Here is a 26,222-nt window from a genome sequence, read left to right on the forward strand (position 1 = left end):
GCCAAGAAATTCATTCGGCAGACGCATCGGAATTCGATCAACGCAACCACCAAGCGGTGGCAAAACCGGCCGCACCGCTGACGAGGATCGCAACGAAGACCGCAATAAATAATGTGCTCCGTGATACCATTTTGGCTCCGGTGGCGACCGGTGGCGGAACGGTTGAAAGCTTGGGTGGATGGCCATAGGCGTCGATCGGCGAGGCGTGTTCGCCCACGGCGGCGGGGAGTGGCGGGATCACGACGTCTTCGGGACCGGCGTTTGCGCCGGAGGCCTGACTGCCTTCGTCGACGTCGGAGATACCCGACGCACTTTCGCTTTGACCGCTGGAGGTCGTCTTCCATTTGGTCGCCGATGTGGATCCGGCCGGCACCATTCGCGTTTTCATGCCTGCGGATCCGAGCAATCGATCTTGCGAGCGATCGGGCACTTTGGGCACGTTCAATTCCAACCCCAATTCAGCCAACCACTCGTCGCCCTCGTCTTGGGTTGTCGCGGCAAACACACTGAGCCGCTGAACCACCTCGGTGGCCGACTGGACACGTTTGCGAGTGTCCTTTTCCATCATGTCGGCGAGTATATCGACGAACTCGGTCGGCAAGTCGGGCGTGAACTTGCGTGGGTCCCAAGGTGCTTGACTGAGGTGGCGTCGGCATTTGCTTCGTGAATCGCCACCGGGGAAGGGAACCTTGCCGGTGATGCAGTAATACAGCGTGCAACCGAGTGAATACAAATCGCTTTGCGGCCCGACCAGATGCGGCGTGCGAATTTGTTCGGGCGAAAGGTAGTCTGCCGTTCCGACGACCTTGCCGGCTCGCGGGTCGTCGTCGCCACCGAACGCCAGTGCGGCCAAGCCGACGTCAGCGACTTTGGCGTGACCTTCGGGAGTGACCAAGATGTTTGCGGGTTTGATGTCGCGGTGGATCAAACCGGATTCGTGAGCGTATGCCAAGCCGGCGGCGGCCTGCGCGATGATCGACGCGGCCTGTTGAACCGACAGCGGACCGTTCTCTTTAACCAACCGTCGCAGGTCCGTTCCCGGGACGTATTCGGTCACAAGAAAATGAACGCTGCCTTCGCGACCGGCGTCGAACGCGCGAACCAAGTAAGGGCAATCCAATGACGCCTGCAGGCGGATCTCACGGTGAAAGCTTTCGCGGGCCAGGTCATCCGATTTTTCCAACGGCAAGACCTTGATCGCGCAGTGACGTCCCATGATTTCGTGAACGCCGCCGAAGACCTGGCCCATGCCTCCTTGGCCGAGGAATTCGGTCACGATATAGGGGCCCAGCGTCAACTTCGTTCGTCCGGCCCGCAGTTGTTGAGCCTGGTATTCGGTCAACACCTTGTCGCGGATCAGGATCTTCGCGATTTGGCCGATCACTTCTTCCCGCTCGGCGATCTCGACGGGGGCCGATAGCCCGGCCTCTTTGCGTGCTTCCTTGACTTCCATCGCCGCCCGACGCCACTGCTTTTCGCTGACGAGTTTGCTCGCCATCGCCGCTTCGCGGAACATGAGATCGACGGGCAACGGCTCGCTCATTCGGGACCGCCATCTTCGGCGAGTTCGCCCGCCTGAAACAGCACGATCAAATGCACTACACCGTGGGCGGCTTGCGACCACGTCACACGATCGGCTTCGGATTGAACGCTTTGCGAAATCGCGAGGCTTTCCAAATCCTTCAATTCCAAGACCGAGTCCGGTGCGTCACTTCGCAGCGGCCGGCTCGTCGACGACACTTCGATGACCGCGTGAACGCCACGGCAAAAACGCAGTGACGCTTTGGCGGCGCGGCCGGCGGTTTGAATGATTCGAAAATGGATCGCCAGATGGTCGCCTCGATCGCGGACCATCGCCACGTCGACGACTTGAGCTTCCACACTCGCCGGTGCGACATGCATTAACCAACCTTGTTGAGCGAACGAGCCGATCGGTTTGGTCGGCAACAACGGCACGCCAAGCGAAGTCGTTGCATTAGAACCGGGCTGATCTTGCAACGCATCGCAATCGCGAACGAACGACTTCGCCGACGCCATCGGATGAGGCACATCAAAACCAAACTCGAACGATAGCCATCGACCATCCTCGGTCGGCGACAGCAAGCTGTCGATGAATCGTTCTTCGACACGTCGGTGCAGGGTCGCACGATTGGACGCGATCAAGGTTTGTCGCTCTTCGCCTTCTTCGATCATGAACCCCATGGATGAACTGAACGATCTCGCGCTGGTCCGCTGCAATCGTTCACCGACCAATGAGCGGACGATCGGCGTGGCGTCGGCGATCGCGATTCTCAGCGACGGAAGATGTTGCCACACGACGGGCAACTGAGATTGCTCACTCGAAAGTGACTGATCACTGGAATCGATGCGGATTTGATATCGTAGTCGTCGGCTACCGCGATCGAGTCGATATCGAGCCGTCCACAAGACCCGGCGGGTCGAATCGCCTTGAGCCGCGTTTTCATCAGAGGTGACGAAGTATCCCGTCAATTCGATCACGGCCGAAATGCGGCTGTTTTCGATCTCGCGGACGCTTTCGCAAACCGATGCGATCGTCTTGCTCGGCGAGTGCGGCGTCATGACCAAACGGGTTGAAAAACGGTTTCCTCGCCCGCGACCGCTATAGATGCCGTTGATGCCACCATGTTCGGGGCTAATGGCGACTTCCATGAATTCATTGCTCAGGCGATGACCGTCGAGGATTTTGCCGGCCGGTCGACGCAGGGATCGTCCCAGTTTTTGAATCCAATTGAGCGAACCAGGGCCGCGTTCGGTCGTGGCGTTTCCAGAGTCTTGACCGACGATGCAAAATCCCCATGCGGGTACGTCCGCGACGATCCGGCTGCGTCCGCCTTCGGATGCGACGTAGAAAACCGAATCAGCAGCCTTGGCGATCTTACCACTGATCGGAACGATTTCGCGGGTAGCCGGATGGTGCGGATTGACCAAGGCGACACTGGGGCTCGGTTGACCGTTTTGCTGGGATGCACGATCGACCGATAGCCCCATCGCTTCGACGATCCGCCGGCGCAGTTCGATCGCGTCGGCCGAACCGAGTTCCGATTCGGCGACCGTGGATGGATCGATCAAGGCCAACAAGCCGCGAAGGTTCCAGCGGGTTTGCTGTTGAAGGTGTTCGGCCAATGCGAACGATCGCGATACTGCGTCGTGAACGTTGGCCGAGGTGTCCGCTGACGACGTCGCCACCGGATTTTGGCCGTGATGGTAGGGTCGTTCTCCTTCGGTGAAGTATTCGTCGATCTTCCAAAATTTACCCAAGGCGAGCGTCCAGGTCGCGGCCCGTCGGACATCTTGAAAACTATCGCATCCTTGACCCGGCCAATGCGCCATCAGCGCGGTCGCAATCTCGCCGCCGTCGATCGCTTCGCCCAAACGCGTCGCCAAGGTCAAGAACGAAGCATCGTCGTCGGCATCGAGTGGCTTGGCAGTTAAGGCTTCGATCTCGCACGATCCTTCACCCAAGATCACTTTCGACTCATTGTCGAAGCCTCGACCGTTGATGAAGTCGATCGGAACGACACCTTGGAAGCCGCTCGCCACGATCGACGGCAACCACTGAGCCGCCACGCCACCGCCCAAGCGAGCGTAGACCGCAGGTAAATTGCCGGTCAGTCGCCCGACGATCGACATCGCATCGGCGAGCCGCTGTTCGACTTGATCGATCGAATTGGTTTCCAAATGAAATTCCGACGACGGTCCGCCGCCGCACCATCCGATTTGGTCGCCGGACAATCGTTCGAGGAACCGCGCGGATGTTTCGTCGGTTTGTTTCAAAACCGCTTCAGCGACGTCTTCATCGACGAGCACGTTTTGCGGCGTGGCCAAGACCGAAGCGATTGGTCGTGATGCATCGGTCGATGAGTGAATCCATTTAGAAATCGTGCCCGGCGTCAACAACGTCAAGTCGATGATCGAGGGGTCCGACGAGAAATAATGGTCGCGTTCTTCCGCAAGGGCGTCAAAACAATCGTGGATCGCTTCGCAAGCCGCCGTCGCCTGAGCGTCGATCAATGCCCGGGCCGCCGCCGTCAGGCGGTTTTCAAAGTGGATTTGATCGAGGTTGCTGGTGTATCGCAGTTTTCGAGTCAGTACCTGAATCTGCCACCAAGTGTATCCGAGGGCAAAAAAATCGTTTTCGTCGATCGTCCGCCCATCGGTTTCTTCGCAACCTTCGCTGCGAACCTTCCAATCGATCGATCCGTTATATCCATCAGGAAGCGACTCGATGGCCGCGTTGATTTGCTCGATCGCGTCGGCGCGACTGTTGACCCGCACGATCAATTCCGACACAAACTCAGGCGAATCAGGTTCGATGATCGCGAAAGATTGGTCCGTGACGGCTTCGCTGAATCTTGCCGGAAGTACTGAAAAACACGCTTCGGGTATTAAAATCAGGCGATTTTGCTTGGTCGGGCTACCGCCCGTGTCCGATTTTTTGGGGCGGATCGGCGAGGGCATCTCGTCGGCCCGGTGCCAGGTCGGAGTCCGACCGGTGGCGGCGATTAAACGAGGATGCCAGGCGGCCGTGAGTCCGCCGAGCAGACTTCGGGCGTCGTTGGAATCCAACCGGGAGGGGAAATCTTCGATGGTGTTGCACGGAATAACCACGCAACACTCGGCAAAAGGCGGCATGAGCGACTAAAATTTGACGTGGAGGGAGGAAAACGAGATACTAATCGCTAGAACAGTCTCGGGGCACCTCCCGCAACCAACTTATCTCTCTTCTCAACTCGATCGTTTGAAAGACCACCATGGCAGGCTCCGCCGGCATTTGGGGAATCGAAATCGGCCAAAGTGCCCTTAAAGCACTTCACTGCATCAAAAAAGGTGACGAAGTCATCGCCGATGCTTTCGATTTTATCGAGTATCCCAAAATTCTTAGTCAACCTGACGCGAATCCTGACGAGTTGATCGCCGAAGCTCTGACGCAGCTGATGGAACGCAACGACGCGATCCGTGACCGCGTGTGCATCAGTGTGCCGGGACAAAGCGGTCTGGCCAAATTCTTCAAGCCACCGCCGGTCGATTTGAAGAAAATCGCCGACATCGTTCGTTATGAAGCCAAACAGCAAATTCCGTTCGAGTTGTCCGATGTCATTTGGGATTACCAAATGATGCCCGGTGCGATGTTGCAAGAAGGTTATGCCCTCGAGAGTGAAGTCGGTTTGTTCGCGATGAAGCGAGAACAAGCCTACCGTCAATTGGCACCCTTCGACGAAGCAGACATCGAAGTCGATATCGTTCAACTCGCACCGATCGCGCTTTACAACGCGATCGCGTACGATCGCATGAACGAGCGGATCGACAATGAAGAATTCGACGCCGACAACCCACCTACCTCGACCGTGGTGCTTTCGATCGGAACCGATTCGAGTGATTTGATCATCACCAACGGTTTTCGGATTTGGCAACGTAGTATGCCGATCGGCGGTAACCACTTCACGCGACAATTAACGAAAGACTTGAAGCTGACCTTCGCCAAGGCCGAGCATCTCAAACGCAATGCGAGAGAAGCGGTCGATCCGAAACTCGTTTTCCAAACGATGCGCCCGGTCTTCAATGACTTGGTAACGGAGGTCCAACGATCGATCGGCTTCTTCCGCAGCATGGACAAGAAGGCCGAGATCACCGAACTGTTGGTCACCGGCAACACCGTCAAGATGCCCGGCTTGGCCGCGTATCTCGGCAAGAACCTCGGTTACGAAGTCCACGTGATGGACCGATTCAACCGGCTCGGCGGCGAAGACGTGCTCTCGATCCCGACCTTCCGCGATAACGCACCGACGTTTGCGGTCTGCTACGGGTTGTGCTTGCAAGGCCTCGGTATAGGGCAGGTGCACACGTCACTGGTGCCACGCGAGATCATGACCCAGCGGATGATCCGCGCCAAGAAACCATGGGCTCTTCTGGGAATTAGCGCCTTGATGTTGGGGGCGACCGTGCAGTACGCCTTGACGCAGCGTTCCTGGGCGACGACACACGAGGACTTGTGGAAAGGGGCCGCAACGGCGGTTTCTCAAATGAGTACTTATAGTAGCGAAGAAAAGTCCAAAGACTCGACCTTGGAAAGTCGCTTGTTGTTTCTCAATAGCCTCGGCGACGAGGTGTCCGGGAACGCCGAAGATCGATTGATTTGGCTGGAGGTTATCAAGGCGGTCAATGCGCTGATCCCGCGGCAAGATTATCCCGACGGTGAGATTCCCTCACCGACCGAATTGCCACTCGAGGATCGCATCGACATTCACGTTACCGAAATCGATACGAAGCGTTTCGAAGACCTTGCGACTTGGTACACGCCCATCGTCGACCAACGCTACAAAGAAGAAATGCGAAACTGGGCTCGAACCATGAAGCGAACTCTGCCTGATGAGTTCGCCACCGACACCGGACCGACCGGGCCAGGATGGGTAATCCAGTTGAGAGCCTATCATTACTACAACAGCACGGCGCTTGATCGAAAGGGGTTCGAAGGCACCAACCACGTGCGGAAATACATGACCACGAATTTCCTCGAAAAACCGATCACGCTGGTCAACGCGGCGGGCGAGAAGATGACATTCACACCGCAAGAAATGGGATTCTCGTACCCGTTGCAGCTCGATGAAAAAGAACCCGTCGAAACGCTCGTGCCCAATCCCGACTACGATCCGACCAGTCCTGCAGCCATGTTGGCTCCGGCCAACGGCCAAGCACCGCCTAAAGAAATCATCGGACCCGATGGCGAGAAAATTGTGTACGTGCCGCCGAATCTGCGAGTCAAACGTCTCGATTTCACGTTCCAATTCGTTTGGACGCCGACCCCACTGTCCGAACGAATCAAGAAGAAACTCGAAGCCGAAGAAGCCGCCGCAGCCGAGGAAGCGGCCGCGACCGAAGGCACCGATGTTGCGATGAATTAAAACGATTGATGGCACTGCCGGGTCTCCGCCAAAGCGGCTACGACCCAGCCTACTCTCCACTCTCCACTCTCCACTCTTCACTCTTCACTCTTCACTCTTCACTCACCCGGCCAGACCGATGGAACAACTCAAACCCGCGATCGAATTCCTCAAGCAATATGGCTTTTGGATCGGGATCGCTTTGATCCTGCTCGGCGCCTTGGGCGTTTGGCATATGGTGACTTCCGAACTCGTTGCCGAGAATGAAAGTCGGGCGAGTAAAATTCGCGGCGACGTGTCCACGGTGACACGGGTACGCGGGGAGGTCCCCAATCACCCCAATCCGCTTTCACACGAAAAGATGGAAGCGCTGATCGAAGATCGCGAAGCCGAAGTGCTCAAAGCTTGGCAGACGGTCTATGACGCCCAACGTGATATTCTGGTTTGGCCCGAGAAAGAACTGACCCAGGAACTGATCGACGAGTACCGAGACTTGATTCCGATCGAGGAACACATCTCATTTCCTATTCTTGAAGAAGAGAAGAAAGAGACCGCGTTACTGAACCAATACCGTTACTACATCGCCAACGTCTTACCGGATATCGCCAAAATCGCCAAAGCCGAATGGACGGCGAAGTTCGACAGCGCTTCCGCAGCAGGAGGGATGGGCATGGATGCAGGAATGGGGATGGATTCGGGTGGTTACAGCTCCTCGGCAACCACCAAGATTGAGATCACTGGTATCCAGTCTGGACCGCTGGTTAAGTGGCCCGAATCCGCACAGTCCGCGCTGATTTCTGAACTGTTTCCATGGAAAGGTCGACGCCCCAACACATTAGAAGTCTACTACAGCCAAGAAAACCTATGGATTTTGCGGCAATTGCTCGCCATCATCGCCGAGGTCAACGGCAAGGCTCAACAGCCGTTCGAAGCCAAGATTCGACAGATCAATCAACTCTCCATGGGCCGAAAAGTTCGTTTCACCGCTGGAGCCCTGTCTAGTCCCGGAATCGCGTCGATGGGTGGAATGGGGATGGACATGGGAATGGGGATGGATTCGGGAATGGGCATGGATATGGGGATGGACATGGGCATGGACATGGGGTCAGGTATGGATGGCGGCATGGGAACGGGCATGGCGGAGGTGGATCCCGCTGACAATCGTTACGTCGATACTAAGCTCCAACCGATCACGGGTTCTCAACTTCGCGGAGCTTTAGCCAGTGAATCGCCTTCGGACGCACCCCTGAAAGTCGCCAAACGGGTTCCCGTGATGATGTCGTTGCAGATCGATCAGCGAGCAGTTCCTGAATTGTTGGCCGCCTGTGGTAGTGCACCTCTGATGGTCCAAGTCATGCAAACTCGCATTCTTCCACTGTCCGGTTCTTCTACTGGTGGGTCCGGCGGAGGCGGAATGGAAATGGATATGGGGATGGGAATGGACATGGGAATGTCACAACCCGCACAGGCAGGCGATGATCAATTCCCGTTGGACGTGAGAGTCGAAGTCTATGGTTTGATTCACATCTACAACCCGCCACAAAAGGACAAACTCGGTGTTGATCAAATCACCGCCGAAACGGTAATCGACGGCGAAACGATGGCCGAGAAGATCGAAAACGAAAAGGCAGGAGCGGACATCGCCGCGCCCGACGCGAGCTTGCCCGCCCCCGGGACTGATACCGCGCCGGACGCCTCCGCCGCGCCGGCTTCCGCCTCCGCGCCGGCAACGGCACCCGCTGCGACCGCCCAACCGGCGCCTGCGCCTCAACCGGCGCCTGCACAACCGAACGCTCCGGCTGTCGTTCCGCCCGACCCCAATGCGGCTGGCGGTGCCAATCCGCCAACAAGCACCCCGGAACCACCAGCGGGTGCTGCCCCAGCCGCCGCAGTGCCGGCCGCCGCGGGTGCAAGTTGGTCGCCAACTAAGCACCAATTCACAAGTCAATTCGCAAAACACGTAGGCGAGTCTCTCCGAGACTCGCAGCATTCAGCGTCTCGGAGAGACGCTGCTAAGTGCGTTTAGCCCAGTGACTTATGTTTGGGTGCTTAGGATGCCACGCCAGTAAACTCGAAGAAGTTCGCCACCGCGAACGTCGCTAAAATTGCCGACACCCAACACCCACATCACTTTCGCCACCCCTTCCATTTTGACCCTCAATCGTCCCTCCGACGGAGATAGCCATGGACGCTGATAAACTGAAAAACTTCTTCATCTACCACGGCGAAAAATTCGTCGTCGCGATTGTCATCGCGGCGTCGGCTTGGATGATCTACGGCGGTTTGCAAATGCCCGATATGCGGGATGAACAACAGCCCGAACAGCTCAGCGCCGAAGCCAATCGAGTCCGCGCCAGCATTGACGACGATCACACCGAGATCATTCTGCAACCTCGGACGACCAATTTGTCCGATATCGTCGCCGAAACGTTGAAGAAACAATCACCAGTGGATCCGAGCCCTTACAAGCTACCGAACTTACTTGAGCGTCAAGAAATTGACTCGTCATTGCGCCGTGGAGATCCGGTTTTGTTCGCCCCCTTGGAGTTGCGAATCAGCGGACACATCGAAACGATCGCCGTTCTCGGCGGCCGCAACCTTGTCGAAGGTTTGGAGAACGCCGAAGCACTCGAGGTCGTCGAGCAAGCCCAACCCAAACCGACAAAATCCCCGCGCCGGCGCGGTCGCAACGCCATGGGCATGGATGAAATGGAAATGGGCATGGGCATGGATATGGAAATGAGCATGGGAATGGACATGGGAATGGGAATGGACATGGGCATGGGCATGGAGGGTGCACCCATGGCTGCGGGTGCCGTTCGCAAACTCAATCCGAAGTACGATTTCGGATACAAAGTCACCCCGAGTACTTCGACCGCTACCAAGGGGCCGGCCCCCCAGAGCGCCTGGTTCATTGCCGGCACCGCTTTGTTGCCTCACAAACAAATCGCCGAAGCCTACCAAACGGCTCTCGCCGATGCCGACGGATACATTCCGACACGCGACCAACCGCTGTATTTCAATTACGAAATTCAGCGTGCCGACGTCACCCAGAAGACAGTCGCGCAACTGCAAGAAGCCGATTGGGTGTTAGTTGGAAATCGTGAAAGCGATCTCAAACGTGCCGCCTACGTCTGGGCCGGCTTTGCTCCGGAACTCGTGCCGGCGGATTATCGAGACGTGAACCTGACCGGCTACATCCCGCCGGTTCTGTTGGGCGATTATTCCACGTTCGCGTTGCATCCAAAGATTCCGATGATCTCCAAGTCCGAACGGCAGATGAAGGAACTGCTCGAATCGCAAGCGCCCGAGGAAGAGATCAATCCCGACGACCTCGAACTTGCTGGTCCCGGGGCGGGCGGCAATGCGGCGATGGGCGACATGGGGACCGACTACGGAATGATGGACATGGATATGGACATGGGAGCGGGCATGGGCATGACGATGGGGATGGGCATGACATCCTCGATGATGATGGTCGAGAAGGATCCCGTCGAGTTTAAGATCATGCGGTTCTACGACTTCGCCCGAGGTGGCGATCCCAAGAGTCCAATGCCCGGTCGGAAGTATGTTTATCGTTTGCGATTTGCGGTCCAAGATCCGAACTTCCCGGCCAATCCGTTGCAGCAGCCCAAAAGCTCGACGCTGTTGGGTGACGTCTATGCTCGGGTTCAGGAACTGATGAAGAACGCCGAAGAAACCAAGAAACGCGACTTTCAACGTTGGAGCCCTTGGAGCGAACCGAGTCCATCCGCCTCGCTTCCTAATCTGAACAACTATTTTGCCGGACCAGTTGAACAACCACGCGGTCGTTCGTATGTATTGGCGGGCAAAGAAGTCGAATACGCCAAATCACCGCCCACTGGCAAGGTGCTGAACTTTAGCCACAGTGTGCCTTACGCAACCGTGATGCCGATCTGGATGGATAAAATCACCGAAGGCTCGGCTCTTGCATTCAAGGGTGAAGCCGAAGTCATCGATCCGATCTCGTTGACTATTAAGAAAGCCCCTGAGGCCCAAGTGCTTTCGGGGACCACCGTCATCGATTTGGAAGGAGGCCAATCGCTTGAAATCGCGGACAAGGATTCGTTGACCCGTCCAGGTATGATGTTGATCTTTGATGAAATGGGTGGTCTTCGGGTCAACTCGGAAGTGGACGATCAAGAGAAGTACCGTATTTACTCGTTCTCCGAGGAACGAGGGCTTTAATGCCGCGGCAGCACGCGTTCGAGTACATCTCTGAAGCCTCGCCGACGACGGCGGGCGAGCGGGTCGCCATCCTCTATGGCAACGACTCGACGCTCCGCCGATGGTCGATGGATACCCTGATCGGTCAATCGGACTGGTCTCAGTTCGACGGTGAGACGACTAAATGGTCGGATCTGCGAGACGACCTCGCGACAGCGTCTCTGTTCGACTTCGATGCCGGTGACAAACGAACCCTCGTGATTCGTTCGGCCGATAAGTTCGTTTCGAATCATCGACCGGAGATAGAGAAGTATGTTGCTGCGCCAGGCGATTCGGCTCGTTTGGTCTTGGAACTCGATTCCCTCGCCACCAATACCCGCTTGTACAAGGCTGCCGATAAAGACCATTTGCTGGTCGCGTGCGGAAATGCGACCGACGCCAAACTCGGCGTTTCGGCGGCCACTCGTCGGAAGTTCTTAACCGGTTATGTTGCCAAACGCCATCAAACGAACCTAACCGCCGGTGCCGCCGACGCGCTCGTCGAATTGCTCGACGAAGACATTGGCATGTTGGATACCGAGATCGCCAAACTTGCCCTTTATGTCGACGTCGGTGGAAAGATTGATGAGACGTTGGTTCGCAACATCGTCGAGGGCTGGAAAGGCAAGACGGTTTGGCAAATCACCGACGCGATCGCCAACGGAGACGCCGCCGAAGCGATCCGCCAATTGGACAAATTGTTCACCGGCGGCGATAAAGCCATCGCCTTGCTGCCTCAGATCGCTTGGTCGCTCCGGCGTCTGGCGATGACGACGGTCGTGATCGAACATCGCGAACGAACCGGCCGATCTTGGCAATTCGAAGACGCATTGTCCGCCGCCGGAATCCGTCGTCCCGCTGAAGCGCAGTCCGCCAAGGCACAGCTCAAAACGATGGGACGGCCCCGTGCCAAAGAGTTGCTCGGTTGGCTCCTCGATGCGGATCTACGACTCAAAGGCACCCACAGCGCCGAAGGCCGTGACCGATTTCTACTAGAACAACTCGTCTTGCGTCTGGCACGTGGAGTATAAAACCGATCCCCAAAAGGATCAGGGGCGGCCCGCCGCGAGCCGGTTACTTCGTCGCGTCCGGTGATCAGGGTTTGATCCATACGACGGGTTTTTTGCGTTTCGGAAACAGTTCACGGCACAAGCCGCACTTCGTTCCATCGCACCCACGTGCGGTACAGTGTTCGCGACCGTAGAAGATGATTTGCAAATGCAGGTCGTTCCAAGACAATTTCGGAAATAGTTTCTTTAAATCGTTTTCCGTTTGCACCACGTTCTTCCCTGACGAAAACCCCCAACGTTGGGCCAGACGATGGATGTGTGTATCGACGGGAAACGCGGGCACGCCGAACGCCTGAGCCATCACGACGCTGGCGGTCTTATGCCCGACGCCCGGCAACGCTTCTAATTCGGGGAACGTTCGCGGCACCTCACCTGCGTGAACATCGATCAGCAACCCCGACAGCTTCGCCAGCGCAGCGGCTTTCTGCTTTGATAAACCGAGGGGTCGGATGATTTCCAAAATGCCTGCTTCGCCCAACGCCCGCATCGACTGGGGATCGCCGGCGACATCAAAAAGTGCGGGCGTGACTTCATTGACTTTTTTGTCGGTGCATTGGGCGCTGAGCAAGACCGCGACGAGCAGCGTGAACTCGTCGCGATGGTCTAGCGGAATCGGCGGATCGGGGTAGATCTCGGCGAGTCGTGATAAGACTACCGCAGCCCGCTCAGCTTTCTTCACGTTCGATCTTCCGCCTGTTGGATTGGAAACGGCTAGATTTGATAGTTGAGTTCAGGTGCCAGTTCGTCGCGAGCGTCGTCGCTACCCCGCACGCGCAGTTGCGGTTTTTCGAGCAACACGGTGGTTCCCGGCGAGACGCTGCGGGTGATCCAAACACTCGACCCGATCACCGAATCGCGACCGATCGTCGTGCGTCCACCGAGGATGGTGGCGTTGGCGTAAACGACGACGTGATCTTCGATCGTCGGATGCCGCTTTTGTCCACGGATGATTTGCCCATCCGCATCGGTCGGAAAACTCAACGCGCCTAGCGTCACGCCTTGATACAACTTGACATGTTCGCCGATCTCGCAGGTCTCCCCGATCACAACACCGGTGCCGTGATCGATGAAGAAATAATCACCAATCGTTGCGCCGGGGTGAATGTCGATTCCGGTTTGTTGGTGCGCCCACTCGGTCATCATTCTCGGGATGAAGGGCACATCAAGTCGTACCAATTGGTGCGCGATTCGGTACACCGTGATGGCTTCGAAACCTGGATAGCAAAATACGATTTCGTCGGTCGTCTGGCACGCCGGATCTCCGTCAAAGGCCGCCTGGACGTCCGTCGCGAGCGTTCGCCGCATCGGCACGATTCGTTTGAGCAATTCGATCGCCATCGCTTGCCCTTTGGCTTCGAAGTCGACGTCCTCGACGCAATCGTTGTGCTTGCTCTTGACGCGAGCTTCGTGACGCAGTGCACGGGCGATTTGGGTCGTTAGTTTATCGTGAAGCGAGTCGATCAATCCGCCGACGTGGTAGCGAATGTTCCCGGCGTGCAGATTGGTGTGCCGACGATAGCCGGGATACAAAATGTCCTTCAAATCAATCAGGATACTGACGATCGCGTCGTAGCTCGGCAGCGGGCAATGCCCCAGATGATTGATCGAATCATCCGCCGTGTAGGTCGCGAGAATCTGCTCGGTAAGTTCGGGCAGCGATTCTTTCAAACGAAAATCAGAAGCCACTTGCTTGTACCTGATTGAATCTTTAGGAAGCGAACGAATCTACAAAAAACGTCAACGAACCGTCGGGGTGCTTAAAGTCGAACGCGCCACCTTTCGCACTCACGGGCCGATCGAAGGCGGATTGTCGAGCAAAAAGTCACGCGGGCCGCGGTGTGTGTAGTAAGGATAGGCGACTTGAGCGGTCGGGGCACCCGCCTGGAATGGTTGCCCGGCGACCGCCTGACCGGCGTTGTGCCCGAGGAAACCCGGGTTCAGGTGCGAACTGTAGTCCAATCCACCCTGTTGCCAACCCAGCGGTCCGGCTTGGCATCCGGTTCGACAACCGGCCAAGCGACCGCGTCCTTTCCCGATCAAACCGCATCCCGACTTGCCGCAGTTGCCACTCGAGCACTCACCCGTCGAGCAGGTTCCGTCGGGGCAACTCGCCATCTGATAGTCGCCGCCACAGTTTCCGGATTGACATCCGCCACAGCTTCCACAGCCCGTCGTGACCGTTTCATTGGAACAGCTCGAACAACCGCTGCGTGTGTTATGGTGCAAACAGCCCGTCGTCATTGCCAACAAGCCACTCATTGATGCGATTAAAAGCCAACGATTCATTTCGAATCCTATCACCGGGAGAACCGATTTTGCGAGATTACTACCTTCCGTCGTAATGCGTTTCGGCTCAAATGGGGCGAGCGATGCACATAATCGCTTCAACCTGCCCCGAACTTCGTCGATCCCGACGGTAAAGTTTTCCCAAACCCCCATTTTCAATGCAGTCAGGAGCTAGGACCGAATGAGTGAGGCGGATGTTCGGAGCATCGAATCGTTGGAGGATTTGCACCGAGCGGTCGACCATTTGGCCGAGCGGATGCTGCTGCAGGGGTATCAGTTGCAAGCGATCACGATGAACGTCGAGCGACATTTCGGGCAGGACTATCCGGCCTATTGGCGTCGGCAGTTGCAGATCGCCGAACGAGAGTTTGTCGAAGCTCGCGAGCGGCTTAGCCGGAAGCAGTTCGCCTTGCGACCTGGAGAGCACCATCCGGCGACGGAGGAACGTAAACAAGTCGCCCGGTGGAAAAACCGAATCCGGCTCTGTCAGCAAAAAATCGAGAAATCCCGAACGTTGGCCGTCGAGATGGAGCAACAGTGCGAAAAATTCAAAGGCCCGGTCGCCGAACTGATCGAACTCGCCGAGGTCCGCTTACCGAACGCGGCGGCCCGGCTAGGTGGTCTGATCGCTAGGCTGCGGGATTACCAGCAGGGCCAATCCCCCTAGTGTTTCGTCAAAATTTAATTTTAGGGTGAGCCGAACGCGATAGCGTCGGGCGTCGAGCAATGCCCGCAGCGAGCGGGCTGTTGATTTAGTTTGCACCGTAACCCGAAGCGTGAGCGAGGGATACCTACAAAGTATTTAATCACACATCTATTTGGTGCCACCCACGAATAGCCGACCGTTTCACGAATCCGTTTGGTGCCACCCACTGAATCCGTTTAGTGCTAAACACCGCTAAAGGAGGGGTGTTGTCCGTGGAGTGGGTGAGGTTGGGTCAATCGTGCGATCGGCTCCGGATGGTTGATTTTGCTTCCCAGCGGGAATCTGTGTTAGAATGGGGGGGAATTGGCGCCGATTTGAGTACATCCTTGGATGTTACCCGTTTCAACTGAGAACGGCCGAATCAGGCTGGCGTCTTCTGACCTTTGCTCTTCCTCCTCCATAGAAGTTGGCTTCGATGCGTGCTTACCGCTGGCAAATCGATATCACTGCCCTTACCCGGTCCCTGGCCTGTGCGCTGCTGGTTGCAACTTGGTTGGTCAGCGGTGTGACGATTCGCTCCGCCGTCGCCGAGACATCCGTACCGCCGCAGGTCGCGATGATTAACGACGCGATCGAACAGGTTTGGCGTGATTTTGAAGTACGTCCGGTCGGCGACGTGGACGACGCAGTATGGTGCCGTCGCGTTTTCCTGGATGTGATCGGACGAATTCCCAAGTACGAGGAACTCAGCGAGTTCGTGTCCGACCGTTCGTCGGACAAACGAGCCGCTCTGGTCGATCGGCTTCTCAACGATGACCGCTACACCGAAGAATATGCCGGTCACTGGGCAACCGTTTGGACGAATCTGTTGATCGGGCGCAGCGGTGGGACGGATCGTCGCGACTTGACCAATCGGGACGGCATGCAGAAGTATTTGCGTGATTGTTTTGCTCGCAACAAGACCTACGACCGGATGGTTTACGAACTGGTGTCCGCCGAAGGTTCCACCAAACCGGGCACGAGCAACTTCAACGGGGCGGTCAATTTCTTGGTCGGTAAGGTCAACGAAGAGAAGGCCACGTTAGCAACCAGCAGTGTGTCGCGGATCTTTTTGGGGCAACAGGTGCAGTGCACCCAATGTCACAACCACCCGTTCAACCAGTGGAAACAACAAAAATTCTGGGAGTTCAATGCGTTCTTCCGTCAAACCAGAGCGCTACGCCGGTTTGTCGATGGAACGAACGACGTCGAATCGGCTGAATTGGTCAGCGAGGACTTCGCCGGTGAGGCTGGAAATCCCGAAGACGCGTTGTTGTTTTATGAGCTGCGAAACGGATTGCAGAAGGTCGCCTACCCGGTCTTCACCGACGGCACCGAGATTCCACGTAGCGGTTACCTCGAAGACGTCAATCGTCGGGCCGAGTTGGCATCGTTGATGTTGCAAAGCGAATACCTCGACAAGATGATCGTCAACCGAATGTGGTCGTTGTTTTTGGGATATGGGTTCACGCGGCCGATCGATGACCTCGGTCCCCATAACGCATCTTCGCATCCCGAGTTGCTTGATAGTCTTGGTAAGGAGTTTCGGAAAGCGAGTTACGATCTGAAACGATTGATTACTTGGATCACGCTGAGCAAACCTTACCAACTCGAAGCGGTGTTGGGGCGAGCTAATGAAATGGACGATCCTTCGGTCGGTGAATCACCGAAGTTTTCGCGGTTCTATTTGCGTCAAATGAGCGCCGAGCAACTTTACGGATCGCTGGTTACGGCGACCGATGCCAAGACCGGCGGCAGTTACGAAGAACAAGAAGCCCAACGACGCCGATGGTTGGAACAGTTTGTTGTGGCGTTCGGAACCGACGAAGGCGATGAAGCGACCACGTTCAATGGTTCGATCCCTCAAGCGTTGATGCTCTTTAACGGAGACCTCAGCCGAACGGCGACGGAAACTAAGCCAGGGTCATTCATCGATCAAATCTCCAAATCCGGCAAGTCGCCACGTGATCGGCTGACGCAGCTGTTCTTGACCGGACTGGCCCGTCGCCCCACCAAGACCGAAACGTCCATCGCCGGAAAACTACTTGTGGCTCGAAAAGGCGACGAGAAGGAAATGTTGCAGGACATGTGGTGGGCGATCATCAATAGCAACGAGTTCATCATGCAGCACTAGAATCTCGTAACTTCCGACAGTCACCGTCGTGACGTCATTTTTTACTTCTTGAATCTTCACTCCTCAATCGCAGACGAAATTCCATGGACCTATCAACTCCTCGCGGCATGACCCGCCGCCACTTCATGAATCACTTGGCCGGATCGTCAGCCGCCGCAGCGGCTGCCTATTCCTTAGGGAATGCGATTCAAGCCAACGCCGCCGAAATGAAAAAGAATCGCAAGTCGGCGATTTTGCTATGGATGAGCGGTGGACCACCAACGATCGACCTTTGGGACTTGAAGCCAGGTGCGCCCACCGGAGGACCGTTCCAACCGATCTCGACCACCGGCAACATGCAGATCTGCGAACATTTGCCGATGATGGCCAAGCAGATGAAAAACATGTCGATCGTCCGTAGCATGTCGACCCGCGAAGCCGACCATGCACGCGGTCGTTATTACATGCACACCGGGTTCGTTCCCAACCCGAACATCGAACATCCAAGTTACGGTAGCGTGATCGCTCACGAGTTGATCGATCAACGCCCGGAATTGGAAATTCCACCCTTCGTTTCCATCGGCGGTGGCGGTGCCGGCCCCGGATTCCTCGGGATGGCGTGGTCGCCGTTCGCCGTATCGAGCAACGGTCGGGTCCGTAACTTGCAAATGAAGCTGGACGATCAACGCTTGATGCAGCGCATGGCGGCGTTGCAAATGATCGAATCCGGATTTGCCAAAAAGACCAATGACACACCGGCTGCCGAACATGCCAAGGTGCTCGACAAGACGCTCGCGCTGATGACGAGTGACCAGATGAAAGCGTTCAAGGTGGACGAAGAGCCGACCGAAGTGAAAGAACGCTACGGCACGGATAACTTCGGCCAAGGTTGCCTGCTCGCTCGCCGATTGGTTGAAGCTGGCGTGCCCTTCGTCGAAGTCGATTTGGGCGGTTGGGATTTGCACAACAACGTTCACATGACACTCAAGGACCAAAAACTGCCAGTCGTCGACCGGGCGATGAGCGCCTTGGTCGAAGACCTCGAACAACGCGGCCTGTTGCAAGACACCGTTGTGATGTGGATGGGTGAGTTTGGACGCACGCCGCGGATCAATCAAACCGCCGGACGCGATCACTTCGCCCGAGCTTGGTCGTGCGTCGTCGGTGGCGGCAGTCTCAAGGGCGGGCTTGCCGTCGGTGCGACGAGCAGCGACGGAACCGCTGTCGAAACCGAACCGTACAGCAGCGAAGACCTCATGACCACGGTTTGTCACGGGCTCGGAATTTCGACCGAAACGACGTACACGAGCAAGAACGGTCGTCCGATGAAGATCGCCGGGGGGGGCAAGTTGATTAGTGAACTGATTGCGTGAGTGATCTATCGCCCGCGGAGCTGATCCAGCGACACCAGAACGGAGTTTGGCGTTACCTGAGAGTGCTCGGGTGCGATCCCGCAACCGCGGACGATTTGACGCAGGAAACCTTTCTTCGGGTACTTCGCCGGGAAACGTTCGTTCAACATTCAGAACAGGCAACGTCAGAATACCTTCGACGAACCGCGTACAACTTGCTGGTGTCCAGTCACCGCAAGTTGGGCCGGATACAGGTCAGTGACTCGCCATCGTTGCTCGACGAAAGTTGGCAACGCTGGGCGGGGAAGGACTTGACCGGAGACGATGCCGTCGATGCGCTGCGAGCTTGTCTGGAATTGTTGACTGACCGTGCTCGCGATGCGTTGCGGATGCGGTTCGTCGAAAACTTGCCGCGTGTGCAAATCGGCGAAAATCTAGGCATCACGGACCATGGTGCCCGAAACCTAATGCAACGGGCCAAAACGCAGCTCCGGGAATGCGTTGCCGAACGTTTGAAAACACCCGGTGTGAAAACGCCCGGTGCCGTCTCTTGAATCCAACTGAATCTCATGACCCCCTCCGACTTCAATCCGACCCACGGCGAGCCTGAACTCCGCGGCGAGCATCAGCTCGAGGGCGAGAATCATCGTTCGGTCGATGATGCGTTCTGGGAGGTCTTCCTTACCGAAGCATTTGGCCGAACCGAAGCGACGGAGGAGCCAAAACAGCGGTCCGGACCGCCTGATCAAACGCAACTCATTTTGCATCGATGGCACCAGACCCGCGACGAGTCGACACTACTCCGCCCCTCCCGGGTGCCTTCAATATCTACAAAAGCAAAGTCGAATCCATTCTCGAATTGGATCGGCGGTTTTGCCACTGTCGCTGGCTTGCTGATTGTCGCCGGTCTCGCTTGGGGTGTTCAAAACCGCATGAAGGTCGACGCTTTGGCGAAGCAGGAAGGTACTTCTGGGAAAGTTCCCGCCGGCTTGCCGGCCACGTCGGTCCCGCAGCGAGTTGATTCCACTTCCATTCCGAAAACTGAGCGAGCCGATTCGGGGAGGACGGACGAACCCGAACTCGACAATTCGCTTCCCGCTCGCGTGATCGAATTGGCCGGAGCTCCCCCATCGCCTCCGACCGATTCGGATCCGTCGACGGACAACCCGAAACATGGCTTACCGATGGGCGCCGCAGACCATCGAAGTCGTCTGTCCGATCCACAAGAACGAACCGCGATGCGGCCGATCGAACCGATTCGTCTTGTTTCGCGTTCGATCGACGCGCACTTAAAAACCTACTGGCAACGTGTTGAGGTCAATGCCACCGCATTGATTTCAAAAGAACAGACGGTGGCGCGGTTGAAAGACCGGTATGGCATTCAACTCTCACCCGATAGCGTCGGAGATCCCGAAGCGATCCTGGCGGAATTACAAGGCCCCGATAATCTCAACGCTCTGGCACTTCGTTTTGTAGAAACGATCTCTGCAACAGCCGCCGTTGCTCCGAGTGTCGCGACCGACTCGCCTTGGATGGTGCAGCTTCGTCAAACATGGAAACAACGTTCGGGCATGGACCGTCTCGTCGCATCTTGGTTCGAACCAACCAAGGTCGAACATGCTGGTACCGATCAAACCAACAACAATCAAGCCGACCAAGCAGCGCAGCAACCCGAACCGCTCCAGTGGCTCTTTGGGACCACTCAACCCCATGAACGATTGGTCAAAGCAGCATCCTTGACGCACAACGCGGACCTGCGTTGCCAGCGATGCCATGACATGCCCGCCCTGGCAAAAGATCTCAATCGGCAAACGGAGTATTGGGCATTTGCCGCGACGATGATTCCTTTTATCAGTGACAATGTGTCGAAAGACCAACGGATATTTTACGACACCGTCGATGGTCGTCGGAAGTTGGCCGAGGTTCGGCCGGAACTTACGCCGACGGCTGAAAACTTGATCGGTTCATCAAAGCTAGCCAGTGGACTGGTCGATTGGGTTTGGCGGGCGATCCATGGCCGACCATTGGTTACCAATCCGTACGACCTATCGGGCACAACGGACGAGGAAATTCGAGGGCTTCATCAAGAGCTGGCCGATGACTTGATGGCAAGTGACTTTGATCTGTTGCGAACGATCTCATTGGTGATGACTGAGTCGATTTTGGGACGCAGCGTCCCCGAAGCCATGACGCCCGAAGGGATCCTCGCATCCAACGATGAGAAATGGACTCAAGCCGTCGCCGCCATCGATTCCTTCGCCGCCGCCGCTCCGGCGAGCCGGACGACGTCGGTGAAGCAACGAATGCAATTGGTCGCCGAAGTCGGCACGCCCAAGATCCACCAGCTAGGTGGGATCAATGCCGTTTTGGCTCAACCGTTGGGTAGCGAAGACATCGAGGGGGCCGACAGCGTAGCGAGTAAACGAAATCGGGATAAAGTCTTGGGGCCGGCTCAGACTGCCGCCATCGCGGGACTTCCGATGCGATCGACCTGGGTGATGCCGGGGTGGCTCGACCGTCTCGAAAACTCTCAAAGCCGCCAGGAACACTTGGCGCACCTGGCAGGAAAGCTGGAATTACCCGCTTCGGTCGGGGAATTGGCCGACAAGATGCGTGCGGCGGGCGTGGACGAAGACTTGATCCTGCAGCGAATTTGGTGGATCATCGGTCCGCAGGGTTAGTGCAGACCGGCCTTTCGCAAAAAGGTCTCTTCCACGACACTTGGCGTCTCGACCAAACTCCACTGATCGCGGACTCCTTGCCCATGAAATATGTCATCATCATTCCCGACGGCTGCGCCGACGAATCCCTCGAATCCCTGGGCGGAAAAACGCCGCTGCAAGCTGCCCGATTGCCCAACATGGACGCGATCGCCACGGCCGGTCGCGTCGGCGTGACGGACAACACGCCGATCGACTTTCCCGCCGGTAGCGAAGTCGCGAATCTGTGTTTGCTCGGTTATGACCCCAGCCGTTTCTTCACCGGACGTGCTCCTTTGGAGGCCGCTGCCACCGGCATCCAATTGGGGCCCTACGATTGTGCGGTAAGGTGCAACTTGGTCACCGTCGAAGACCAAATCATGATTGACTTCACCGCCGACCATGTCACCACCGAAGATTCGACGGCGTTCCTTTCGGAACTGAACGACAGGTTGTTGCGAAGCGACCGACCGGCCGTCGCCCCGGAAATCGCCGCTCGTTTGGAATTTGTTCCTGGCGTGAGTTATCGCAATTTGTTGATCTATCGCGGCGACGCCGAACATCCCTCCCCGTTCACGCCGGCAACGCGAAGTTCGGCACCGCATGACCTTACTGATCTCTCGATCGCCGATGACTTTCCCCGAGGTCCCGGCAGTGATTTGTTGGTCGCGTTGATGTCCGCGTCGGCGGAGGTCTTGGCCGACCATCCGATCAACGTCGCCCGCCGCCAAGCCGGTAAGAAACTGGCCACAAACGTTTGGCTGTGGGGCAGCGGCGGAGCCCCGGGTCTGCCCACGTTCGAGGAACGCTACGGACTTAAGGGCGTCATGATCACGGCAGTCGATTTGCTTCGCGGAATCGGGGCGCTGGCCGGTTGGCCGCGGATCGAGGTCGAAGGTGCCACCGGCTACCTCGACACCAACTACGCAGGCAAAGGTGCCGCCGGCGTGGAGGCACTTCAGCAATACGACATCGTTTGCGTCCACATCGAAGCCCCCGATGAAGCGTCTCATGAAGGTCGTGCCGAGGCGAAGGTCGAAGCGCTCGAACAAATCGATCGCCATATTGTCGGACCGTTATGGACCGCCGTTCAGAATCACGGCAACGCCCGGATCTTGGTTTTGCCCGACCATCCGACGTTTTGCCGAACCAAGAAGCACACGCATGGTCCGGTGCCCTTAGCCATCGCCGGAACCGGGGTGCAAACCGATCAAGCGACCACCTACGACGAAATCTCTGCCGCTCAAACGGGACTGGTATTCGATCCCGGATGGACGATGATGGACGCGTTCATCAGCGGCTAGCGTGCGGTTTCTGCAACAACCGCAATTGATTGCGTTGCGGCCGTTTACCAACTAGGCAGGTTGTTTCCGAACGAACACTGAGCGGTGCCGGGTCTTCGCCGAAGCAGCTTCGACCCAGCCTACTTTCTTCAATCTTCAAACTTCAATCTTCAATCCCCATGTCACTCATTGTTCAAAAATTCGGCGGTACCTCGGTCGCGGACACTGAAAAAATTCGTGCAGCGGCCCGGCGAGCCATCCGCGCCCAACAACAAGGCCACCGCGTCGTGATGGTCGTCAGCGCGATGGGCAAGCAAACCGATGTCTTATTGGAATTGGCAGCCGGGGTGTGCGAGCGACCGCCCGCCCGGGAGATGGACATGCTGCTCAGCACGGGCGAACAAACCAGCGTCGCGTTGGTCGCCATGGCCATTCATGACCTCGGTGCCAAAGCGATCAGCTTGACCGGCGGCCAGATCGGCATGAAAACCGACAACAGTTTTTCCAAAGCACGCATTCGTTCGATCGACACGGTCCGGATCGAACGACTGCTCGACGAAGGCAACATCGTCGTCGCCGCAGGATTCCAAGGCATCGACGACGACCTGAACATCACGACGCTCGGACGCGGCGGCAGTGACACGACGGCCGTGGCGCTCGCGGCGGTGTTGGGCGCGGACGCGTGTGAGATCAACACCGACGTCGACGGCGTCTACACGACCGATCCTCGGATTTTACCCGAGGCCCGACGCGTGGACGTGATCAGCTACGACGAAATGCTGGAACTCGCGTCACTCGGAGCCGGTGTGATGCACTCGCGATCGATCGAGTTTGCCAAAAAGTTTTCGGTGCCGATTCACGTTCGTAGCAGTTTCGGTGATCGCGACGGAACGATGATAGTCGCCCAAGCGGAATCCGAAAGCGCGGCGGTCAGTGGAGCGGCGCTAACCAAAGACGAAGCCCGCGTGACGGTTTTGGGTGTGCCGGATGTTCCGGGTATCAGCCGAACGATCTTTGCCGCCATTGCCGCTCAAAAAATAGCCGTCGACATGGTCGTCCAAAATGTCGGAGAAGAAGGCAAGGCGGACGTCTCATTCACCGTTGCCGGAAACGAATTAGCCTCAACCCTGGCCGCAGTCCAATCGATCGTGGACCAAGTCGGCGCATCAGGTGTGACGCACGATTCCAAAGTATCCAAAGTCAGCGTAGTGGGATTGGGCATGGCCAAACAAAAAGCCGTCGCCGCCAAAATGTTCCGGGCACTCGCCGACGCAGGGGTGAACATTCATATGATCACGACTAGCGAAATCAAAATATCGGCGCTCGTGCCTCGTGATCAGGCCACTCAAGCTCTCCGCGCCGTTCACGAAGGGTTTGCATTGCACGAACGTCCCGCCGATGCCAAAACGTGGAACGAAATCAAAGCCGAAACGAACGTCGAGGCGGACGTCAACGACGTCGTCTCCCGTTTGCAAAACGATGCACTGGAGGCGTTGACTCTGACAGATATCGCGGTCGTCGGCGGTCAAGCCCGCGTGACCCTCGACGGCGTTCCCGACCGCGTTGGAGTCGCCGCTGACATGTTCGATGAAATCGGGCGAGCGGGTATTTTTGTCGACATGATCGTGCAAGGTTACGACGGTGAACATGGTAGCACGAGCGTCAGCTTCACGATCGATGAAGCGGAACTGGAGGACGCCCTGAAAGTGGCTAAAGAGATCTGCGATAAGCACGCGATGCGAAACGTACGCAGTGCCAAGGGAATCACCAAACTCAGTGTCAGCGGTATCGGACTACGCAGCCACACCCAAGTCGGCACGGTATTGTTCGACCAACTCGCCACCGCCGACATCAACGTCGAAATGATCGCAACGAGTGAATTGCAAGTCAACGTCGTGATCGATTCGACCAAAGCAAACCAAGCCACCGAGCGGCTCAAAACAGCCTTCGCCGACGCGCTATCGTGAATGAACGTGTCCGGTATCGTTTAGCCGTTCGGATTCCTTTATTCGCGTGCCGCCTTCATTTGCATGAGCAATGATAACGTTAGGTTGGGAGCTTTGCGGGCGATGTTGACAGTTTCGTGAGGATCGTTCTCGTGATCAAATAGCTCAATGTCAACCGGCGATGCATCGGGCCGACGACGGTCACGCCACACGACCAGACGATAGCGATCGGTGCGCATCGTGTAACCCATCAAATGATTCTCGAATAGCTCACGGTCCCATTGGTCGCCCTGTTGATCAATGATGCGAGATTCGACTTCTTGGATCAGTGGCCCGAACCAGGTTTCTCGCATCTCTTTCGACAACGGGTTGGCCGCCCATTCTCGCATCGCAGGATTGGGATATTGACTGAATGCAGCCTCTTTCCATGGCTGGTGCGGGTTATCCAACAGGGGTTTGAAGCTGCGGCCTTCTAAGTGCGTCGGCACGTTCACGCCCGCAAGCTCACACAACGTTGGAAAGATGTCAACAAGCTCGACGAGAGCATCCGTTTTTACTCCCCGCGCCTTCATGTCGGGCGTCCAAATCATCAGCGGGACCCGGGTGGCAATCTCATAGTTGGTCGCCTTTCCCCAAACTCCCATGTCACCGAGGTGCCAGCCGTGGTCACCCCATAAGATGATGATCGTGTTGTCGCGCAACTTGGCGTCGTCGAGTGCCGAGATTAGCTTGCCGACTTGGGCGTCGACGTAACTGGTCGATGCCAAGTAGGCGTGCTTGAGAGTTCGTGAAAGCTCATCGCCGATCGGTCCCGATTTGGGAATGCCCGCTCGAGTGCGCAGTTCGAATGAGGCGTGCAGTCCCATCGTGGCACCATCGGCGGGAGGATCGGTGTGTGACGCCATCGGGATCTGATCACGGTCGTAAAGGTCCCAGTATTTTTTCGGCGCGCACCAATTCAGGTGGGGCAACTTAAATCCCATTGCCATGAAAAATGGCTTGTCCGCTTGAGCCATCTCTTTCATTGTCTCGATGGCCGCTAGGGTGTTGTAGCCGTCGGCGTAAGCCGTGTCGGGAACGTCGGCGGATTCATAAGCCGGACCGTTGGCCAGTCCGCGTTTGGCCGCTTCCCCGTACTTTGCCGTCATGTCTTGGAAATTCTGGTTCCGCAATCGGATGTTTTCCGGCAAGGCATAACCCCCGGAAGGTCTTTTCAAACCCGCGATCTGTTTGACCGGATCGCGACTCCACGAGCGTCCTTCGTCGGTGTCGCCCACATGGAATATTTTGCCGCAATAAGCCGCCTCGTAGCCGTTGGCGATCAGGTGTTCGGGAAGGGTCAAGATATCCGGTTGCAACTCACGCAACCCGACATAGTTGTGAAACAACCCGGTACTTTCGGGCCGCTGTCCGGTCATCAAACTGGCACGAGAAGGACGACAGATCGCTTGTTGGCAGTAGGCGCGATTGAACAACAATCCGTCCGCAGCGAGTGCGTCCAAGTTCGGTGTGACCGCGATCGGTGAACCGTAACAACCCAACTCCGGCCGCAGATCGTCCACGGTAATGAACAATATGTTGGGTGGTTCCGCGGCAAAGCCGGTGTTGGTATTCGTTGCAAGGCAGAGGCAGAACGAAAGCAGTAGCGAAATTTTCATAAGG

General features: G+C 56.8%; 17 protein-coding genes. 11 read left to right on the forward strand and 6 right to left on the reverse strand.

All coding sequences use genetic code 11. From position 1 onward, the window contains the following. Positions 1-37: 37 nt before the first annotated feature. Positions 38-1,543: a serine/threonine protein kinase gene (locus tag Pla100_RS09720; RefSeq protein WP_146577510.1), complete on the reverse strand. Its 1,506-nt coding sequence runs from the start codon at positions 1,541-1,543 to the stop codon at positions 38-40. Then, the gene (locus Pla100_RS09725) at positions 1,540-4,629 is read right to left on the reverse strand and encodes a hypothetical protein (protein WP_146577511.1); all 3,090 of its coding nucleotides are present in this window, start codon (positions 4,627-4,629) and stop codon (positions 1,540-1,542) included. The genes Pla100_RS09720 and Pla100_RS09725 overlap by 4 nt, the downstream gene beginning before the upstream one ends. Positions 4,630-4,772: 143 nt before the next feature. Here Pla100_RS09725 and pilM point away from each other — a divergent pair, with 143 nt between their 5' ends. The 4 genes from pilM (at position 4,773) to holA (ending at position 12,157) form a co-directional block, all read left to right on the forward strand. After that, entirely contained in the window at positions 4,773-6,920 is a 2,148-nt protein-coding gene (gene pilM, locus Pla100_RS09730) for a type IV pilus assembly protein PilM (protein WP_146577512.1), read from the forward strand. 118 nt (positions 6,921-7,038) lie between these two features. Further along, complete coding sequence (locus Pla100_RS30460; RefSeq protein WP_197167814.1) at positions 7,039-8,925, forward strand: hypothetical protein; 1,887 nt, start codon at positions 7,039-7,041, stop codon at positions 8,923-8,925. A 158-nt stretch (positions 8,926-9,083) separates the two neighbouring features. Then, positions 9,084-11,108 (forward strand): hypothetical protein, encoded by a 2,025-nt coding sequence (locus Pla100_RS09740; protein WP_146577513.1) that lies wholly within the window; start codon positions 9,084-9,086, stop codon positions 11,106-11,108. Next, positions 11,108-12,157, forward strand: a complete 1,050-nt coding sequence (holA, locus tag Pla100_RS09745) for a DNA polymerase III subunit delta (RefSeq protein WP_146577514.1) — start codon at positions 11,108-11,110, stop codon at positions 12,155-12,157. Before Pla100_RS09740 ends, holA begins: the two co-directional genes overlap by 1 nt. Before the next feature lie 64 nt (positions 12,158-12,221). Here holA and nth read toward each other — a convergent pair whose 3' ends face one another. The 3 genes from nth to Pla100_RS09760 all read right to left on the reverse strand — a co-directional run bounded on the left by nth (position 12,222) and on the right by Pla100_RS09760 (position 14,482). Continuing rightward, positions 12,222-12,875, reverse strand: a complete 654-nt coding sequence (gene nth, locus Pla100_RS09750; RefSeq protein WP_146577515.1) for an endonuclease III — start codon at positions 12,873-12,875, stop codon at positions 12,222-12,224. A 32-nt stretch (positions 12,876-12,907) separates the two neighbouring features. Continuing rightward, a complete protein-coding gene (locus tag Pla100_RS09755) occupies positions 12,908-13,882 on the reverse strand; it encodes a serine O-acetyltransferase (protein WP_146577516.1) in 975 nt (324 codons plus the stop codon). Positions 13,883-13,981: 99 nt separating this feature from the next. Beyond that, positions 13,982-14,482 carry a hypothetical protein gene (locus Pla100_RS09760; protein ID WP_197167815.1) on the reverse strand — a complete coding sequence of 167 codons (501 nt, stop codon included), beginning with the start codon at positions 14,480-14,482 and terminating at the stop codon, positions 13,982-13,984. A 181-nt stretch (positions 14,483-14,663) separates the two neighbouring features. On the opposite strand from Pla100_RS09760, the gene Pla100_RS09765 reads away from it, so the two are divergent. The 7 genes from Pla100_RS09765 to Pla100_RS09795 all read left to right on the forward strand — a co-directional run bounded on the left by Pla100_RS09765 (position 14,664) and on the right by Pla100_RS09795 (position 24,581). Then, complete coding sequence (locus Pla100_RS09765; RefSeq protein ID WP_146577518.1) at positions 14,664-15,149, forward strand: hypothetical protein; 486 nt, start codon at positions 14,664-14,666, stop codon at positions 15,147-15,149. Positions 15,150-15,744: 595 nt separating this feature from the next. Then, on the forward strand, positions 15,745-17,301 hold the full coding sequence (locus tag Pla100_RS09770) for a DUF1549 domain-containing protein (protein WP_231602944.1): 1,557 nt from the start codon (positions 15,745-15,747) through the stop codon (positions 17,299-17,301). An 83-nt stretch (positions 17,302-17,384) separates the two neighbouring features. Beyond that, positions 17,385-18,653, forward strand: coding sequence for a DUF1501 domain-containing protein (locus Pla100_RS09775; RefSeq protein ID WP_146577520.1), 1,269 nt, complete (start codon positions 17,385-17,387; stop codon positions 18,651-18,653). Beyond that, complete coding sequence (locus Pla100_RS09780) at positions 18,650-19,186, forward strand: RNA polymerase sigma factor (RefSeq protein WP_146577521.1); 537 nt, start codon at positions 18,650-18,652, stop codon at positions 19,184-19,186. The genes Pla100_RS09775 and Pla100_RS09780 overlap by 4 nt, the downstream gene beginning before the upstream one ends. Before the next feature lie 15 nt (positions 19,187-19,201). Then, positions 19,202-21,313, forward strand: coding sequence for a hypothetical protein (locus tag Pla100_RS09785; protein ID WP_146577522.1), 2,112 nt, complete (start codon positions 19,202-19,204; stop codon positions 21,311-21,313). Between the two features lie 83 nt (positions 21,314-21,396). Next, a complete protein-coding gene (locus Pla100_RS09790; protein ID WP_146577523.1) occupies positions 21,397-22,635 on the forward strand; it encodes a cofactor-independent phosphoglycerate mutase in 1,239 nt (412 codons plus the stop codon). Positions 22,636-22,793: 158 nt separating this feature from the next. Continuing rightward, on the forward strand, positions 22,794-24,581 hold the full coding sequence (locus tag Pla100_RS09795; protein WP_146577524.1) for an aspartate kinase: 1,788 nt from the start codon (positions 22,794-22,796) through the stop codon (positions 24,579-24,581). A gap of 38 nt (positions 24,582-24,619) precedes the next feature. On the opposite strand, the gene Pla100_RS09800 is transcribed toward Pla100_RS09795, so the two are convergent. Continuing rightward, complete coding sequence (locus Pla100_RS09800; protein ID WP_146577525.1) at positions 24,620-26,218, reverse strand: sulfatase; 1,599 nt, start codon at positions 26,216-26,218, stop codon at positions 24,620-24,622. Between the last annotated feature and the right edge of the window lie 4 nt (positions 26,219-26,222).

The sequence above is a fragment of the Neorhodopirellula pilleata genome, assembly GCF_007859915.1.
GTDB classification, from domain to species: domain Bacteria; phylum Planctomycetota; class Planctomycetia; order Pirellulales; family Pirellulaceae; genus Rhodopirellula; species Rhodopirellula pilleata.

Excerpts from the sequence above, each read along its gene's own strand:
- Pla100_RS09785 (WP_146577522.1), top strand. The coding sequence starts at position 19,202 with ATGACCCCCTCCGACTTCAATCCGACCCACGGCGAGCCTGAACTCCGC.
- Pla100_RS09765 (WP_146577518.1), top strand. The coding sequence starts at position 14,664 with ATGAGTGAGGCGGATGTTCGGAGCATCGAATCGTTGGAGGATTTGCAC.
- Pla100_RS09770 (WP_231602944.1), top strand. The coding sequence starts at position 15,745 with ATGATTAACGACGCGATCGAACAGGTTTGGCGTGATTTTGAAGTACGT.
- pilM (WP_146577512.1), top strand. The coding sequence starts at position 4,773 with ATGGCAGGCTCCGCCGGCATTTGGGGAATCGAAATCGGCCAAAGTGCC.
- Pla100_RS09795 (WP_146577524.1), top strand. The coding sequence starts at position 22,794 with ATGTCACTCATTGTTCAAAAATTCGGCGGTACCTCGGTCGCGGACACT.
- Pla100_RS09740 (WP_146577513.1), top strand. The coding sequence starts at position 9,084 with ATGGACGCTGATAAACTGAAAAACTTCTTCATCTACCACGGCGAAAAA.
- holA (WP_146577514.1), top strand. The coding sequence starts at position 11,108 with ATGCCGCGGCAGCACGCGTTCGAGTACATCTCTGAAGCCTCGCCGACG.
- Pla100_RS09720 (WP_146577510.1), bottom strand. The coding sequence starts at position 1,543 with ATGAGCGAGCCGTTGCCCGTCGATCTCATGTTCCGCGAAGCGGCGATG.
- Pla100_RS09775 (WP_146577520.1), top strand. The coding sequence starts at position 17,385 with ATGGACCTATCAACTCCTCGCGGCATGACCCGCCGCCACTTCATGAAT.
- Pla100_RS09790 (WP_146577523.1), top strand. The coding sequence starts at position 21,397 with ATGAAATATGTCATCATCATTCCCGACGGCTGCGCCGACGAATCCCTC.
- Pla100_RS09800 (WP_146577525.1), bottom strand. The coding sequence starts at position 26,218 with ATGAAAATTTCGCTACTGCTTTCGTTCTGCCTCTGCCTTGCAACGAAT.
- Pla100_RS30460 (WP_197167814.1), top strand. The coding sequence starts at position 7,039 with ATGGAACAACTCAAACCCGCGATCGAATTCCTCAAGCAATATGGCTTT.
- Pla100_RS09760 (WP_197167815.1), bottom strand. The coding sequence starts at position 14,482 with ATGAATCGTTGGCTTTTAATCGCATCAATGAGTGGCTTGTTGGCAATG.